Source organism: Prescottella sp. D32 (assembly GCF_037287305.1).
GTDB classification, from domain to species: domain Bacteria; phylum Actinomycetota; class Actinomycetes; order Mycobacteriales; family Mycobacteriaceae; genus Prescottella; species Prescottella equi.
Window position 1 is genome coordinate 1 of the sequence record NZ_JARBSW010000003.1, and the last position, 16,728, is coordinate 16,728.

The 16,728-nt window shown below is 68.9% G+C and carries 15 protein-coding genes; 3 read left to right on the plus strand and 12 right to left on the minus strand.

All coding sequences use genetic code 11. From position 1 onward, the window contains the following. Window positions 1-493: 493 nt before the first annotated feature. Both tyrS and PSS76_RS14600 read right to left on the minus strand, forming a co-directional pair. Window positions 494-1,771, minus strand: coding sequence for a tyrosine--tRNA ligase (gene tyrS, locus PSS76_RS14595; RefSeq protein ID WP_013416135.1), 1,278 nt, complete (start codon window positions 1,769-1,771; stop codon window positions 494-496). Between the two features lie 18 nt (window positions 1,772-1,789). Further along, complete coding sequence (locus PSS76_RS14600) at window positions 1,790-2,413, minus strand: DNA-3-methyladenine glycosylase (protein ID WP_005512962.1); 624 nt, start codon at window positions 2,411-2,413, stop codon at window positions 1,790-1,792. 109 nt (window positions 2,414-2,522) lie between these two features. Between PSS76_RS14600 and PSS76_RS14605 the strand changes: the two genes are divergently transcribed. Genes PSS76_RS14605 through PSS76_RS14615 form a run of 3 tightly spaced genes read left to right on the plus strand, consistent with a single transcriptional unit; the run spans window position 2,523 to window position 4,710 of the window. After that, the gene (locus PSS76_RS14605; protein WP_005512961.1) at window positions 2,523-3,284 is read left to right on the plus strand and encodes an ABC transporter ATP-binding protein; all 762 of its coding nucleotides are present in this window, start codon (window positions 2,523-2,525) and stop codon (window positions 3,282-3,284) included. Further along, a complete protein-coding gene (locus PSS76_RS14610) occupies window positions 3,281-4,042 on the plus strand; it encodes an ABC transporter permease (protein WP_044991059.1) in 762 nt (253 codons plus the stop codon). Before PSS76_RS14605 ends, PSS76_RS14610 begins: the two co-directional genes overlap by 4 nt. After that, window positions 4,039-4,710 (plus strand): TetR/AcrR family transcriptional regulator, encoded by a 672-nt coding sequence (locus PSS76_RS14615; protein ID WP_013416138.1) that lies wholly within the window; start codon window positions 4,039-4,041, stop codon window positions 4,708-4,710. The genes PSS76_RS14610 and PSS76_RS14615 overlap by 4 nt, the downstream gene beginning before the upstream one ends. Here the strand turns inward: PSS76_RS14615 and PSS76_RS14620 are convergent. The 10 genes from PSS76_RS14620 to argC all read right to left on the minus strand — a co-directional run bounded on the left by PSS76_RS14620 (window position 4,655) and on the right by argC (window position 16,619). Next, complete coding sequence (locus PSS76_RS14620) at window positions 4,655-4,870, minus strand: Trm112 family protein (protein ID WP_005512954.1); 216 nt, start codon at window positions 4,868-4,870, stop codon at window positions 4,655-4,657. The two genes, PSS76_RS14615 and PSS76_RS14620, sit on opposite strands and share 56 nt — an antisense overlap. 64 nt (window positions 4,871-4,934) lie before the next feature. Further along, a complete protein-coding gene (locus PSS76_RS14625; protein ID WP_186329037.1) occupies window positions 4,935-7,919 on the minus strand; it encodes an acyl-CoA synthetase in 2,985 nt (994 codons plus the stop codon). Window positions 7,920-8,030: 111 nt separating this feature from the next. Next, on the minus strand, window positions 8,031-9,455 hold the full coding sequence (gene argH, locus PSS76_RS14630; protein ID WP_005512951.1) for an argininosuccinate lyase: 1,425 nt from the start codon (window positions 9,453-9,455) through the stop codon (window positions 8,031-8,033). A 3-nt stretch (window positions 9,456-9,458) separates the two neighbouring features. Next, on the minus strand, window positions 9,459-10,658 hold the full coding sequence (locus PSS76_RS14635; protein ID WP_013416141.1) for an argininosuccinate synthase: 1,200 nt from the start codon (window positions 10,656-10,658) through the stop codon (window positions 9,459-9,461). 49 nt (window positions 10,659-10,707) lie between these two features. After that, window positions 10,708-11,226 carry an arginine repressor gene (locus PSS76_RS14640; protein WP_013416142.1) on the minus strand — a complete coding sequence of 173 codons (519 nt, stop codon included), beginning with the start codon at window positions 11,224-11,226 and terminating at the stop codon, window positions 10,708-10,710. After that, entirely contained in the window at window positions 11,223-12,161 is a 939-nt protein-coding gene (gene argF / locus PSS76_RS14645) for an ornithine carbamoyltransferase (RefSeq protein ID WP_205316403.1), read from the minus strand. Before argF ends, PSS76_RS14640 begins: the two co-directional genes overlap by 4 nt. Before the next feature lie 3 nt (window positions 12,162-12,164). After that, window positions 12,165-13,385, minus strand: a complete 1,221-nt coding sequence (locus PSS76_RS14650; protein WP_084847032.1) for an acetylornithine transaminase — start codon at window positions 13,383-13,385, stop codon at window positions 12,165-12,167. Next, window positions 13,382-14,305: an acetylglutamate kinase gene (gene argB / locus PSS76_RS14655; RefSeq protein ID WP_005512944.1), complete on the minus strand. Its 924-nt coding sequence runs from the start codon at window positions 14,303-14,305 to the stop codon at window positions 13,382-13,384. The genes PSS76_RS14650 and argB overlap by 4 nt, the downstream gene beginning before the upstream one ends. Continuing rightward, a complete protein-coding gene (gene argJ / locus PSS76_RS14660) occupies window positions 14,302-15,540 on the minus strand; it encodes a bifunctional glutamate N-acetyltransferase/amino-acid acetyltransferase ArgJ (RefSeq protein WP_084979251.1) in 1,239 nt (412 codons plus the stop codon). Before argJ ends, argB begins: the two co-directional genes overlap by 4 nt. Further along, on the minus strand, window positions 15,537-16,619 hold the full coding sequence (argC, locus tag PSS76_RS14665; RefSeq protein ID WP_044991062.1) for an N-acetyl-gamma-glutamyl-phosphate reductase: 1,083 nt from the start codon (window positions 16,617-16,619) through the stop codon (window positions 15,537-15,539). Before argC ends, argJ begins: the two co-directional genes overlap by 4 nt. Window positions 16,620-16,728: the final 109 nt, after the last annotated feature.

Consider the following 16,728-nt stretch of genomic DNA (forward strand, 5'->3'; position numbering starts at 1 on the left):
GAGACAATCAGCAAATACCCACCACAAAAAGTGGTGGAGTACCAAAAATTGGCACTGACATTCATCGACACACTGTTGAGTTCTCAAAGAACACGCACACACCATCACTCGAAACACACAGTTTCTCATTCCGGGGCAACCGTTCCAGCTTAGCCCACCCGGGAGTCGAGCGCAAACTCGCTTCCCTTCCGGGCCACCCGGACGCGGTACAACCACCCTACACTCGGCAGGATCGTCAACCAACTTCCGGGAATATCAGGCGCTCCCCGTACAACCTCGTTTTCCCTCGCTGACCAGTGAAGATCGCGGCCGGGTCGGTGTCCGTGTCGCTCTGACTCGCAATAAGTTACGGGTCGGTTAGTGGATCTGCCAAATCGCCAGGTCAGAGCGCGATCATGGATCCGGCAAACCGCGAAGCCGCTGGTAGAACGATCGGGACGGGTGCAATCCCCGCCCCGATCGACTCACACACTCTCAGGTGACGCCGAACACGTCAGCCGGCGATCACCTTGATGCCGGCAAAGTTCTTGCGTCCACGACGGATCACGAGCCACCGGCCGTGCAGCAGGTCCGACGACTCGGGCGTCCAGTCGTCGGACTCCACGCGCTGATTGTTGACGTAGGCGCCACCCTCCTTCACCGCACGACGTGCGGCGCCCTTGCTCTCGCTCAGTCCGCTCGCCACGAGCAGGTCGACGATCGTGCGCGGGGCATCACCGGCGACCTCGGCGATCGATGCTTCCTTCAACGCGGCGGCGAGGGTCGACTCGTCCAGATCGGTCAGCTCGGCACGACCGAACAGTGCCTTGCTCGCCAGTTCGACCGCGTCGGTGTTGGCCTGACCGTGGACCAGGGTCGTCATCTCGGCCGCGAGCCGGCGCTGCGCCTCGCGTGCCTGCGGGCGTTCGGCCGTCGCGACCTCGAGCTCGGCCAGCTCCTCCTGGGTGAGGAAGGTGAACCACCGCAGGTACTTCACGACATCGGCGTCGCCGGTGTTCACGAAGTACTGGTACCAGGCGTACGGGCTGGTCATCTCCGGGTCGAGCCACAGGCTGCCGCCACCGGTGGACTTGCCGAACTTCTTGCCGTCGGCGGAGGTCACGAGTGGCACCGTCATGGCGTGGACCGACTCGCCGTCGAGCTTCCGGTTCAGGTCGACGCCGGCGATGATGTTGCCCCACTGGTCGGAGCCTCCGACCTGCAGGGTGCAGCCGTAGTTGCGGCGCAGGTGCACGAAGTCGTTGGCCTGCAACAACATGTAGCTGAACTCCGTGTAGGAGATGCCGTCGGTTTCGAGTCGGCGCTTGACGGTGTCACGCGCCAGCATGACGTTCACCGAGAAGTGCTTGCCGATGTCGCGCAGAAAGTCGATCGCGGTGAGCTTCGACGTCCAGTTCGCGTTGTTCTCGATGACGGCGCCGGTGGGCGATTCGTCGAAGTCGACGAATCGCTCGAGCTGCGAGCGGATGCGGTCGGCCCAGTCCGCGACGGTGTCCGCGGTGTTCATGACCCGCTCGCCGACGTCGCGCGGATCACCGATCATGCCGGTGGCGCCGCCGGCCAGCACGATCGGGCGGTGGCCGGCCCGCTGGAAGCGCTTGAGTGCCAGCAGTGGCACCAGGTGTCCGGCGTGCAGACTCGGCCCGGTCGGATCGAAGCCGGCATACAACGTGACTGGACCGGCCTCGGTCTCGCGACGCAGTGCGTCCAGATCGGTCGACTGGGCGATGAGCCCCCGCCAGGTCAGTTCGTCAAGGATGTTCTCAGTCACGACCCGATCATCCCACCGTCAGGTCGGGGCGGGTGCGCGCGGGCTGCGGCGATAGGACGAGACGGCGGGAGAACCGGGTATCCACAGCCGCCACGGCCAGTCCGGAGCCACCGAGATCCCCACGCGCGGACCGCTGTTCCAGACGTCCGTCGCGCACAGCTCCAGACTCACCCCCGACTCCTCGCCGAACAGGTCGAGGCCGTCGTCGTCGAGCGTCAACCCCAACGCCGCGCCCAGGTTTCCGGGACCGCGTGCCGCGTCGACGGGACGTCGGACGGCGGGACGCCGCGAGGCCACCAGCTCGTGCCCCTCGACGACTTCCGCGGCCCGCAGCAGCACTCCCCCGGCCACGCCGTCGGGTCCGTACGTGACGTTGGCGCAGAAGTGCATGCCGTAGCTGCGATAGACGTAGAGGTGCCCGGGCGGGCCGAACATGACCGCGTTCCGGGGAGTCGGCCCGCGGAAGGAGTGTGCCGCCGGATCGGGCCACGGCCCCGACGGATCCCCGCCGTACGCCTCGACCTCCACGATCCGTGCCTGCACTGCACCGACAGTCAGCAGCCCGCCGAGTACCGCGCGCGCGGCGGCGAGCGGATCCTCGGCGTCGCGAAGGACGGCCCGGCCGGAGGAAGTCACGGTCACGATTGTGCACGGATACGCATTCGGTGCACGGCAACGGTTGACCGGCCGGCGGGAGCGGGTAGAGAATTCATCGGGCGATGAGTTCATCACTCGATGAATCGAGGTCGATATGACCGCACCATCCGAGCACTCCGCCGATCCGCCGGCGTCGTCCGCCGTCGTGATCCAGGGCTTGAACGTGACGCGTGGAGGTGCCCCCGCGCTGCGGGATGTCGACCTGTCGATCCCCCGCGGCTCGATCACCGGACTGTTGGGACCGTCGGGCTGCGGAAAGACCACCCTCATGCGGTGCGTCGTCGGGACCCAGATCATCGAGTCCGGCACGGTGACCGTGCTCGGTCGGCCGGCGGGCTCGACGCCGCTGCGCCACCGGGTCGGGTATGTGACGCAGGAGCCCAGCGTCTATCTCGACATCTCCATTCGGGACAACGTGCGGTACTTCGCCTCGCTCTACGGACGCGGGCACGACGCGGTGGAGGACACGATCGAGGCGGTCGGTCTGAGTACGCACGCCGATCACGCTGCCGGGGACCTGTCCGGCGGCCAGCTCGGCCGGGTGTCGCTGGCGTGCGCGCTGGTGGGGCGGCCCGACGTACTGGTCCTGGACGAACCGACGGTCGGCCTGGATCCGGTGTTGCGCGCGGAGTTGTGGGATCACTTCGCGGACCTGGCGGCGTCGGGGGCGACGCTGCTGGTGTCGAGTCATGTGATGGACGAGGCGGACCACTGTGAGAGCCTGCTGCTTCTCCGCGAAGGTCGGCTGCTCGCCCACGTATCGCCCGACGAGCTGCGCCGACGAACCGGCAAGTCGAATCTGGAAGAGGCTTTCCTCGTCCTCATCCGGGACCAGCAGGTCGGAGTACAGCCGTGATCGTCAATTCACGTATCTATGCCGCGAGCACCGTTCGCATCCTCCGCCAACTCCGCACGGACCGGCGCACGGTCGCGATGATCCTGTTCGTGCCGTCGCTGATCATGGTGTTGCTGTACTTCCTCTATCAGAACGTCCCGACTCCGCCCGGTCAGACTCCACTGTTCGACCGCATCGCGATCACGATGCTCGGCATCATCCCCTTCATAGTGATGTTCCTGGTGACGTCGATCGCGATGCAGCGCGAGCGCAGCTCCGGAACGCTGGAGCGATTGCTGACCACTCCCCTGTCGAAGCTCGACCTACTGGCCGGCTACGGGACCGCCTTCTCGATCGCCGCGGCGGCACAGGCCGCGCTGGCGTGCGGAGTGGCGTTCTGGTTCCTGAGCCTGACCACGCAGGGCAACGCGTTCTGGGTGATCCTCATCGCCGTGCTGAACGCGGTCCTCGGCGTCGCCCTCGGCCTGTTGTGCAGCGCATTCGCGCGCACCGAGTTCCAGGCCGTGCAGTTCATGCCGGTGATCGTCATCCCGCAGCTGCTGTTGTGCGGGTTGCTGGTGCCGCGCAACCAGTTGCCGCAGTGGCTCGAGTGGATCAGCAACGTGCTCCCGCTCAGCTACGCGGTCGAGGCGCTGCAACAGGTGGCGACCCATCCGGGAACGACCGCGCTGATGTGGCGCGACCTGGGCATCGTCGCGTCGTTCGTCGTGGTCGCGCTGGGTCTCGGCGCCGCGACGCTACGTCGACGCACGCCATGACGGTGGACCCCGCGGTGCCCCCGACCCGGCCCGGGCGTCGCCCCGGCCCGTCGACCACACGCGACCGGATCCTGAGCGCGGCGCGGGAGCGTTTCGCCGACAACGGGTTCGACCACACGACGATCCGAGCGATCGCAGCCGATGCCGGTGTCGACTCGGCTCTGGTACACCACTATTTCGGAACGAAGCAGCAGTTGCTCGTCGAAGCCGTGGCCCTACCGATGGACCCGGCGTCGATCGCCGGATCGTTCGAAGCCGTGCCGGTGCACGAACTCGGTGAGGCGCTCGCCCGCACGGTGATCGGTATCTGGGATTCGCCGCACCAACCGGCGGTGGTCGCGGCGGTACGGTCGGCGCTCACGGGCGGCCGCGAACGACTGCTCCGCAGCTTCCTGCTGGAAGTCGCACTCCGCGACGTCGTGCCGCGAGTCGACTCACCACCGGGAACCGGTGAACTTCGCGTGGCGCTCGTCGCGTCGCAGATGGCGGGGTTGTTCCTCACCCGCCACCTCCTCGACGTCGGCGCGCTCGCCGATCTGTCGACCGACGAGGCCGCCCGACTGGTGGCACCGACGCTGCAGGCCTATCTCACCGGCCCACTCGACGCTGCGGTCAGGACTCGGCCGCCGCGCCCCGGGCGACGAAATCCTCGTGCTCGGCCTCGGTGACGTCGCGCGCCTCGTCGATCAGCAGAACGGGAATGCCGTTCTCGATCGGGTACGCGCGGCGCAGGCGCGGGTTGTAGAGCACCTCGTCACCGACCAACAGCAACGGCCCCTTGTCCTGCGGGCACGCCAGAATGCTGAGCAGGGTGGGATCAATAGCCACTTCAGTCCTCTCGGGCCGTCCGTCGATCTCGGCCGGTCCAGGCTACAAGTCGCCGCAGCACCGGCTACGCGGGCACCCCACCCGGGCCCTCCGGGCTGCCGCCGTACCGGGCGGCCGCAGCCTTGGTGAATCGCTTGTAGCGGCCCGTCTCGGCATCGAGACACCACGAACGAGCACTCGGCTTCGGCAGCCCGGCGGCCTGCAGTTCGGTCGCCTGCGGCCGGTACGACGGGCCCAGCGGTATCCGGTCGACGACGTGGACGATGTCCGGGCACTGCTCGATCGGCAACTGTCCGAGAGCGGCCGTGACCTCGGCGGCGCTCGGGACGCGGCCGTCGTGGACGGTGATCGCGGCCACCGGTACCTGGCGCTCGCCCGTCGGCACACCGTAGGCGACCGCAAGGTCCACCTGCGGCATTTCTCCGAGCAGGTCGACGATCGGTTGCGTGAAGACCGGCCCGCGGACCGTGTCGACGACCGTCCGCTTGTGATCGACGAGCCAGAAGTCACCGTCGGCGTCGCGACGGAAGAGATTCTCGGTCGGCACCCACGCGTCACCGGCCGCGAACACACCCCGCATGACGCCCGGCACCGCCTCGGTTCGAGCGCCGGGCCTGCCCAGCAGGAGGCCCACCTCGTCGTCCTCACACTCGCGCACGAACCCGCGCGCATCCTCGAGGAACCGTCCCTCGATCGGGTCGTACGCGCCGACCCGTACCTCCGCGCTGCCCGGCAGCGGCCGTCCCTTCGAGCCGACCTTCGCGCCCGACACGTTGACCAGCACCACGTCACCCTCGGTGGATGCGTAGAACTCGAGCACCCGCGCCGGCGCGAAACGGGAAGAGATCCGCCGCCAGAGCCCGGGCGGCATTCCCGACCCGATGAACAACCGGATCGGATGTCCTTCCTCCAACGGAAGGGATTTGGCGTCGAGAATCTCGCGCATCATCGTCCACGTGTAGCTCACGACCGTCACACCGTAACGGCGGACTTCCTCCGCGAAGCGGTCCGGATCGAGGCCGCGGGACAGGGCGATGCGTGCGCCACCGGCGATCGCGCCACCCAGGGTCGCCATCAACCCGGACGAATGATGCAGTGGCGCAAGGCAGTAGACGGTGTCGCTCCGGCTGAGCGAGGCAGCCGAGGCGGTGCCGAACGCCGACAGCGCCCACCGGAAGTTGGTGATGTACTTGGCTTCGAGGTTGCCGCAGGACCCACTGAAGATCACGAACGCCAACTCGCGGGCCAGGCCGGGATCCGGGCGGTACCACCCGGGCAGCGTCACCGCATCCGGGTCGACCTGCTCGAGGTCGATGACATCGGGGCCCAGTTCCACCGCCAGGCCGCGGAACTCGCCACCACCGAGCACGAGAACCTTCTGACCCGTGGCAACCGCATCCTCGAGGTGGTCGGGATCGACGACGATCCTGTCGACCCGGCCCAGCCGGACCGCCTCGTCGAGATCCCCGCCGGGCGGCAGCAGCACCGCGACCGCGCCCAGCCGCGACAGCGCCGCGATCGCGACCAGCGCACTCGGCCGGGTCGCCATCAGCACGCCGACATGCGCGGCAGGCCGGACGCCGGCGTGCACGAGCCCGCGGACGACGTTGTCGATACGGGTGTTGACAGCAGCATTGGTGTGCACCCGGTCGTCGAACAGGAAGCACTCGCCGTTCGGCGCCTGCCTGCCCTGCTCGGCGAGCAGCAGACCCAGCGAGATCCGGGAATGCGGTTGCAACTGCCCGAGGCGAGCCAGTCGGGGCAATGCCCGCGCCGCCTCTATCGAGATCTCGCGGGTCCCTCGCACGGTGTCGGTCGCGAAGTCGGCGATGCCCTTCCCGACGCCGACGCCGACCTCGGCGATCGACGCGACCGTGTGAGTGATGCGATTGGTGAGGCTGACGCCGCTGTCCTGACCGGACGGCTCGTCGTGGATCATCACGTCGACCGCTTCCGGGCGCGGGCCCATGTCTTCGCGCCAGCGCACCCATTCACCCGTGGTCGGCCATGTCCGCGATGCGGCCGCCGATCCGACCACCAGACCGAAATGCCCTGCACGGAGGGTCGACTCGAACACCTCGGCGCGAGGGGCCGCCCGCTTGATGCCCCGTACGGCGAGGGGCTGGCCGATGTCGTCGACCTCGCCGACGAACGCGAGGATCGGGCACGACAGCTCGGCCAGACTGACGGCGGTGTCCTTGATGACGAACCCGCCGGTCATCATCCGGTTGTGGACGATGAACTGCTTGAGCAACTCCGCGACGGCCGGCCCGGACCACGCGACCCAGCCGTCCTGCGCCAGGAACCGGCGCTGCTGCTCGCGCGGTAGCAGCGCGTCCCGGTCGTGCAACTGGCGGAGGAAATCGAACCGGGACTTGGCGGTCTTCACCGGATCCAGCAACTGGAACCCGGTGCGCGCCATCCACCCGGCGATCGAGAGCCGGTTGAAGACGTGGTCGGCCAGCAGGTCCGCACCCTTCGTCGCGAGCCCTGCAGGAATGTTGAACGGCAGCGCCGCCAGGGTGTCCACGGGGGCGCCGAACGTGATGAGGCTGGCGATGTTCCGGCAGCGGCGGTACGCCGCCGCCTGGTAGCAGAACATGCCGCCCTGCGAGTACCCGGACAGGTGGACGTCGCGCCCGGTGTGCTCGTGCACCCGGTCGACGATCTCGCTGATCGCGACGATGTGGTCGGCGAGCGTGCGGTTCCAGCCGCCCTCCTCGGCATCGGGCGAACCGAAGTCGACCACCCAAGGGTCGAGGCCCATCTCGTGGAGAATGCCGACCGCGCCCTGGTCCCGCGTGACGTCGTAGACATCCGCGGACATCATCATCGGCGGAACGAGGACGATCGGCGGACCGGCCTCCGCGGGCCCGGTGTCCGCGAAGTAGCGACGGAGCCGGTACATCGGCGCACGCTCGACGATCTGGAACGGGGACGGGGTCGCCCCCGTTTCCAGACCGCCGAGTCGAACAACTTCGAGGCCGTTCTGTGCCGTGGCCACGGCCCGCCGAAGCGAACCCACCACGTACTCGGAACCGAGACTCACCAGCGCACTCCCCCAGCAACTCACCGTGACTTACATCACATCATGTTCGATGAGCCTTCCACATTACTGCGTTCGTGGAAGCCGGGTCACACCGACTCGTCGTCGATTTCCTTATGCGCGCGCCCATGCGCGAAGCGCGTTCGCCGACTCCCGCACCCCGCCCAGCTGCTCGGCGACGCGGACGCCGGCCGTGCCGCCACGCGCACTGCGCGATGCGATCGATCCGTGCACCGTGAGCACCTCACGCACCGCGGGCGTCAGCGCCGGATCGACCCCGGCCAGTTCCTCGTCGGTCAGCTCGTCGAGACCCACGCCGCGAGCCTCGGCGACACGCACGCACGCACCCGCCGCCTCGTGCGCCACCCGGAACGGGACACCCTGGCGCACCATCCATTCCGCGATGTCGGTGGCGAGCGTGAACCCGGCCGGGGCCAGCTCCGCCATCCGGTCGGTGTGGAACTCCAGAGTGGAGACCAGGCCGGTGATCGCCGGCAGCAACAGCTCGAGCTGTGCGACCGAATCGAAGACCGGCTCCTTGTCCTCCTGCAGATCGCGGTTGTACGCGAGGGGCTGCGCCTTGAGCGTCGCGAGCAGACCGGTCACGTTGCCGATGAGGCGTCCGGCCTTGCCGCGAGTGAGCTCGGAGACGTCCGGATTCTTCTTCTGCGGCATGATCGACGAACCCGTCGACCACGCGTCCGCGAGCGTGATGTAGCCGAATTCCGGTGTGCTCCAGATGATGACCTCTTCGGCCATCCGGGACAGGTCAACCGCGATCATCGCGAGGACGAACGCCGCCTCGGCCGCGAAGTCCCGCGACGACGTCGCGTCGATCGAGTTCTCGGCAGCCGAGTCGAAGTTCAGCTCGGCAGCGATGGCGTCGGGATCCAGGCCCAGCGACGAACCCGCGAGAGCACCGGAACCGTACGGCGACACCGCGGCCCGCTTGTCGAAGTCCCGCAGCCGCTGCACGTCGCGCAACAGCGGATGCGTGTGTGCGAGCAGATGATGCGCCAGCAACACGGGCTGCGCCGCCTGCAGGTGTGTCTTGCCCGGCATCACGGCGTCCGGGTGCGCAGCGGCCTGCGTCGCGAGCGCGTCGACCACGTCGAGAACGCCGTCGGCGATGCGGCGGACCGCGTCACGCAGCCACATGCGGAACAGTGTGGCCACCTGATCGTTGCGGGAACGCCCCGCGCGCAGCCGGCCACCGACCTCGGGTCCGACGCGCTCGATCAGCCCGCGCTCGAGGGCGCCGTGGACGTCCTCGTCGGAGTCCGCCGGACCGAACGCACCAGAGGCGACGTCGTCGCCGAGCCTGGTGAGGCCGTCGAGCATCGTCGCCAGGTCTGCGTCGCTCAGCAGACCGGCCTTGTGCAGGACCTTGGCGTGCGCCTGCGAGGCCCGCACGTCGTACGGGGCCAGGACCCAGTCGAAGTGCGTCGACTTGCTCAGCGCCGCCATGGCGGCGGCCGGTCCGGATTCGAACCGGCCGCCCCAGAGGGCACCCTCGTTTGTTCCGTGGGCGTCGGTCATGACCTAGAGACCCAGGTCGCGCTTCGCCGCGACCTTGGAGGACAGGCCGTGGATGTTGACGAAGCCCTTCGCGTACGACTGGTCGAAGGTGTCGCCCTCGTCGTAGGTGGCGAGGTTGAAGTCGTACAGCGACTCCGGGCTGCGGCGGCCGTTGACCGTGATCGCGCCACCGTGCAGGAACAGGCGGATGTCGCCCGTGACCCGCTCCTGGGTCTTCGCGACGAAGGAATCGAGCGCATCCTTGAGCGGCGAGAACCAGAGGCCGTCGTAGACCAGCTCGCTCCAGCGCTGCTCCATCTGACGCTTGTAGCGCCCGAGCTCGCGCTCGAGGGTGACGTGCTCGAGTTCCTGGTGCGCGGTGATCAGGACCATCGCGCCCGGGGCCTCGTAGATCTCACGGCTCTTGATGCCGACGAGACGATCCTCGACGACGTCGAGGCGGCCGACGCCCTGTGCGCCCGCACGCTTGTTCAGCTCCTGGATGGCCTCGAGCACGGTGACGGGCTTGCCGTCGATCGCAACCGGCTTGCCGGCCTCGAAGCTGATGATCAGCTCGTCGGGGCTGTTCCAGTTGAGGGTCGGATCCTGCGTGTAGTCGTAGACGTCCTTGGTGGGGGCGTTCCACAGATCCTCGAGGAAGCCCGTCTCCACCGCGCGGCCCCACACGTTCTGGTCGATCGAGAACGGCGAACGCTTGGTGACGTTGATCGGGATGTTGTTCTCCTCGGCGAAGGCGATCGCCTTCTCGCGGGTCCACGCGTAGTCGCGGACCGGCGCGATCACCTCGAGGTCGGGGGCCAGAGCACCGAAGCCCACCTCGAAGCGAACCTGGTCGTTGCCCTTGCCGGTGCAACCGTGCGAGACGACGGTGCCGCCGTGCGCACGCGCGGCCTCGACGATGTGCTTGACGATCAGCGGACGGCTGATGGCCGAGACCAGCGGGTAGCGGTCCATGTACAGCGCGTTGGCCTGGATCGTCGGCAGGCAGTACTCGTCGGCGAACTCGTCACGCGCATCCACCACGACCGACTCGACGGCACCGCAGTCGAGGGCACGCTGACGCACGACCTCCATGTCCTCGCCGCCCTGGCCGAGGTCGATGGCGACGGCGACGACCTCTTTGCCGGTCTCCTTGCCGATCCAGCTGATGGCCACCGAGGTGTCCAGCCCGCCGGAGTAGGCGAGTACGACGCGTTCAGCCATGGTGTGTGTGCTCCTTAGAGATAGAAGTGTTCGAGAAAGAGTCTAGTGGTCAGGCCAGGCGCTCTATCGCCGCGGCAAGCTCCGCTCCGGTGAGCGGCTCGCGGGCCACGACGAGGATCGTGTCGTCGCCCGCGATCGTGCCGACGACGTCAGGCAACGAGGCCCGGTCGAGCGCGCTGGCCAGGTAGTGCGCCGCCCCGGGCGGAGTGCGTAGCACGGCGAGGTTCCCGCTGGCGTCGGTCGACACCAACAGTTCGCCGAGCAGGCGGGACAACCGGTCGGTGCCGCCCGAGACGCCGCGTACGGGCGAGCCGTCCTCGGGTACGACGTACACCCCGGCCCCGCCGTCCGCAGCGCGCAGCTTCACCGCGCCGAGCTCCTCGAGGTCCCGCGAGAGCGTCGCGTTCGACACCTCGATGCCCTCGGCGGCGAGCAACGCCGCGAGTTCGGCCTGGCTGCGGATGTGCCGCTCCGCCACGAGAGCGGTGATCCGCGCCTGACGGCCGGCGCGCGTGTGCGCGACGGCCGCGGCAGGCTGCGCGGTCTCCGAGCCCGGGGCGGAGGTCACGGCCGCGTCCCGGCGCGGTCGAGCAACCACACGAGCAGGGCCTTCTGCGCGTGCAGGCGGTTCTCGGCCTCGTCCCACGCCGCGGACTGCGGCCCGTCGAGCACCTCGTCGGTGATCTCCTCACCGCGATGCGCAGGCAGGCAGTGCAGCACGACGGCGTCGGGCGCCGCCTTCGCCAGCAACTCGGCGTTGATCTGGAACGGCCGGAACGGTCCGACGCGGTCGAGACCGTCCTCCTCCTGCCCCATCGACGTCCACGTGTCGGTCACCAGCACGTCGGCGCCGGCGACCGCGGCCTGCGGGTCGTCGACGAGCGTGACCATCGCACCGGTCTGCTCGGCGCGGGTGCGGGCCGCCGCGACGACCACCGGATCGGGCGCGAACCCGAGCGGGGCGGCAATCGTCACGTGCATGCCGGCGGTGACGCCGCCGAGCAGCAGCGAGTGCGCCATGTTGTTGGCGCCGTCGCCCAGGTACGTCAGTCGCAGGCCTGCCAGCTCGCCCTTGCGTTCGGCGATGGTCTGCAGGTCCGCGAGCACCTGGCACGGGTGGAACTGGTCGGACAACGCGTTGACGATCGGAACCGTCGCACCCTCCGCCATCTGCTCGAGCCGCTCCTGACCGAACGTGCGCCACACGACGGCGTCGACGAAGCGCGACAGCACCCGGCCCGTGTCCTGCAACGTCTCGTCGCGTCCCAGCTGGGTCTTGCTGCCGTCGACGACGACCGCGTGCCCACCGAGCTGCGCGATGCCCATCTCGAACGAGAACCGCGTGCGCGTCGAGTTCTTGTCGAAGATGACGCCGACGCCGCGCGGGCCCTCGAGCGGCTTGCGCGAGAAGGGGTTCGCCTTGAGCTCACGGGCGAGCCCCAACACCTCGGCCTGCTCGGCCGGAGTGAGATCGTCGTCCCTCAAGAAGTGCCGAACGGTCATGTACTACTTACCTCCTGCTGCCGATTCCGCTGCGGCCGTGTCGAGAATTCCCGGCAGCGCCGCGACGAATCCTTCCGCCTGCTCCTCGGTGAGGATCAGCGGGGGTGCCAACCGGATCACCCCCGGCTGCGCGGCGTTGACGAGGTAGCCGGCCTCGCGGGCCGCCGCCTCGACCGTCGGCGCGACGTCCTGCGTGAGCACGACGCCCAACAGCAGACCCGAGCCCCGGACGTGGTCGACGAGCGGATGCCCGAGCCCCTCGATGCCGGTCGAGAGCACCTTGCCGATCATGTCGGCCCGGGTGAGCAGGTCGTCGGCCGCGATGGTCTTCAGCACCGCCAGGGCCGCCGCCGCACACACCGGGTTGCCACCGAACGTGGTGCCGTGCTTGCCGGGACCGAACAACTCGGCCGCCGCGCCGGTCGCGATGCAGGCGCCGATCGGCATGCCGCCACCGAGCCCCTTCGCGAGCGTCATCACGTCGGGCACGATGCCCGAGGCCTGGTGCGCGTAGAACCAGCCGGTGCGGCCGATGCCGGTCTGCACCTCGTCGAGGACGAGCAGCGCTCCCCGCTCGGCCGTGATCTTGCGGGCACCCGCCAGGTAGCCCTCGGGCGGCACGACGACGCCGCCCTCACCCATGATCGGCTCGAGGAACACCGCTGCGGTGTCCTCGTCCACGGCCCGGTCCAGAGCGTCGAGATCGCCGTACGGGATGTGCTCGACGCCGGGCGGCATCGGTTCGAACGGCGCCCGCTTGTCGGGCTGGCCGGTGAGAGCCAAAGCGCCCATCGTCCGGCCGTGGAACGCCTTCTCGGCGGCGATGATCTTCGGCCGGCCGGTGGCCCGCGCCAGCTTGAACGCGGCCTCGTTGGCCTCCGTGCCGGAGTTGCACAGGAACACCCGGCCGGTGACGGAACCGGCGTTGTCGCCGACGCCCAGCTGCATCAGAAGATGTTCGGCCAGCGCGACGGCGGGCTCACTGGCGTACAGGTTCGACACGTGCCCGAGCGTGGACAGCTGCGTGGTGACCGCCTCGACGATCGCCGGGTGTGCGTGCCCCAGGATGTTCACCGCGATGCCGGCGAGCAGGTCCAGGTACCGCTTGCCGTCGGCGTCGGTGACGACCGCACCCTCGCCACGCACCAGTGCGACCCGCGGCACGCCGTAGGTGTTCATCAGTGCGCCGGACCAGCGTTGCTGGAGATCCGTCGTGGCAGTCATGCCAGTCCTTCCGTGGATGCGAGTTGGAGTTCGGGTGCGGGAACGACCATCGTGCCGATGCCCTCGCCGGTGAAGAGTTCGAGCAGTACCGCGTGCGCGACGCGACCGTCGATGACGTGTGCCGTGGGCACGCCCCCCTCGACGGCGCGCAGGCAGGCCTCCATCTTCGGAACCATGCCGGCGTCCAGCCGAGGCAGGAGCTGACGCAACGCGGCCGTGTCGATCTCGGACGCGAGCGACGAGCGGTCGGGCCAATTGGTGTAGAGCCCCTCGACATCGGTGAGGACGACGAGCTTCTCGGCGCCGATCGCCTCCGCCAGCGCCGCGGCCGCGGTGTCGGCGTTGATGTTGTGCACGATGCCGTCCTCGTCGGGCGCGATCGTCGACACGACCGGAATGCGTCCGGCCGCAATGAGATCGAGCACCGCCGCGGGATTGACGGTGGTGACGTCGCCGACGAGCCCGATGTCGGTGGCCTCACCGTCGACCTGCACGGTGCGCCGGGTGGCGGTGAACAGCCGCGCGTCCTCGCCGGAGATGCCGACGGCGAACGGACCGTGCGCGTTGATCAGGCCGACGAGTTCGCGGCCGACCTGACCGAACAGCACCATGCGGACGACGTCCATCACCTCGGGGGTGGTGACGCGGAAGCCTCCGCGGAACTCACCCTCCATGCCGAGCCGCTTCAGCATCGCGTTGATCTGCGGACCGCCACCGTGCACGACGACCGGGTGGATGCCGATGGTGCGCAGGAACGCCATGTCGGCCGCGAACGCGCTCTTGAGCTCGTCGTCGATCATCGCGTTGCCGCCGTACTTGATGACGACGACCTTGTCGTGGAAGCGCTGCAGCCACGGCAGCGCCTCGGCGAGGACGAACGCCTTCTGGCTCGATGTCAGGTTCGCGATGGATTCGGTCATGACGAGTACGCCGAGTTCTCTTCGACGTAGGCGTGCGAGAGATCGGTGGTGCGGATGGACGCACTGTGCTCGCCCACCCCGAGTGCGATCGTCAGGTCGATGTCCATGCCCGACAGATCGACCTCGCGGGCGCCGGGCGCGCCGACGCCGTCGATGCACACGGGATTGCCGTTGAACGACACCGAGATCCGGTCCGGGTCGAGGTCGACGGGAGCGATGCCGACCGCGGCAAGCACCCGGCCCCAGTTGGGATCGGACCCGAACAATGCGGTCTTGACCAGGCTGTCGCGCGCGACGGTGCGCGCCGCGACCAGCGCGTCCTGCTCGGATGCGGCGCCGCTGACGGTGACCCGGACCCGCTTGGTGACGCCCTCCGCGTCGGCCATCATCTGCTCCGCCAGGTCGTCGCACACGGCGAGAACCGCGGCATTGAGCTCGTCCTGCGACGGCGTGACCGAGCTGGCGCCCGACGACAGCAGCAGGACGGTGTCGTTGGTGGACGTGGCGCCGTCGACGTCGAGTCGATCGAACGTCATCCGCGTCGCGTGCCGCAGCGCCTCTTCCAGTTGCTGCGCGGTGGCGACAGCGTCGGTCGTGACGACGCACAGCATCGTCGCGAGCGACGGCGCGAGCATGCCCGCACCCTTCGCCATACCGCCGACGTTCCACTTGTCGGCGTGGTGCAGCGCCGCCTGCTTCGGGACGGTGTCCGTGGTCATGATCGCGTGTGCGGCGTCGGTGCCGCCGGAGATGCCGCCGGCCAGCTCGTGCACGATCTCGGTGACGCCGGCGAGGACCTTGTCCATCGGCAGCCGGTCGCCGATCAGGCCGGTGGAGCACACCGCCACCTCGATCGCGCCGGTCTCGGTGCCCCAGTCGCTGAGCGACGCGGCCACGTGTTCGGCGGTCTTGTGCGAGTCCTGGAAGCCCGGCGCCCCGGTGCACGCGTTGGCGCCGCCCGAGTTGAGGACGACCGCGCGCAGACGTCCGGTCGTGAGCACCTGCTGCGACCAGAGGACGGGTGCGGCCTTGACCTTGTTGGCGGTGAAGACACCCGCCGCAGCCAGGTCCGGCCCCTCGTTGACCACGAGCGCCAGGTCGGAGCGTCCGCTGACCTTGATCCCGGCCTTGATACCTGCGGCGCGGAACCCCGCAGGGGCAGTTACACCCTGGCTGCGGATCAACCGACCGCCGGCGATCTCGGTGGCGTCGGTGAAGTCGGAATCGGTTGTCACGGAGCAACTCCCACAGTCGAGAGACCATCGGTCTCGGGCAGGCCCAGGGCCAGGTTCATGGATTGGACAGCGCCGCCCGCGGTGCCCTTGGTCAGGTTGTCGATCACCGCGACCACGACCAGGAGGCCGGCGTCCGCGTCGACGGAAACGGCGATCTGCACGGCGTTCGAGCCGACGACGGCACCGGTCTGCGGCAGCTGGCCCTCGGGGAGCACATGCACGAACGGCTCGTCCTTGTAGGCCTTCTCATAGACGGCACGGATCTCGTCGACGCTCGCGGTGGTCGGCGCCGTGCACGTCGCGAGGATGCCGCGCGGCATGGGCGCGAGCACCGGCGTGAACGACACCGTCACCTCGGTGCCGGCGGCGGCGGAGAGGTTCTGCTTGATCTCGGGGGTGTGGCGGTGCGCGCCACCGATGCCGTAGGCCCGGACCGACCCCATGATCTCGGCGCCGAGAAGATCCGCCTTGGGTGCCCGGCCGGCGCCGGACGCGCCGCTGACGGCGACCACGTTGACCCGCGGCTCGACGACGCCCGCGGCCACGGCCGGAGCCATCGCCAGGGACGACACCGTCGGGTAGCAGCCGGGCACCGCGATCCGGGTGGCGCCCACCAGTTCGTCCCGGCCGCCCGGCAACTCGGGCAGGCCGTACGGCCAGCTGCCGGCATGCGGGCTGCCGTAGTACTTCTCCCACGCGGCGGCGTCGGTGAGCCGGAAGTCGGCGCCACAGTCGATGACGACGGTGGACTCCGGCAGCTGCTGCGCGATCTCGGCCGACTTCCCGTGCGGAAGGCCCAGGAAGACGACGTCGTGCCCGTGCAGTTCCTCGATGTCGGTGGGACCGAGGACGCGATCGGCCAGCGGCAGCAGGTGGGGATGGTGTGAGCCGAGCGTCGTCCCGGCGTTGCCGCCCGCCGTCAGCGCACCGATCACCAGCGAGCCGTCACGGTAGGCGGGATGCCCGAGCAGCAGACGCAGGATCTCGCCGCCCGCGTACCCGCTGGCGCCCGCGATGGCCACCTTGATCGGCGACCGTTGGACGGCCGACGAAGCTTCGGAGTCTCCAGAAGTACCCATACGGATGATTATGCACCATCATGCAAATCTATTCATCCGGCGGCGGCGCACGGCCGGCCCAGGCGCGCAGCGCGACGGCTAACCGGCCCGGTCATCCCACCCGCGAGCG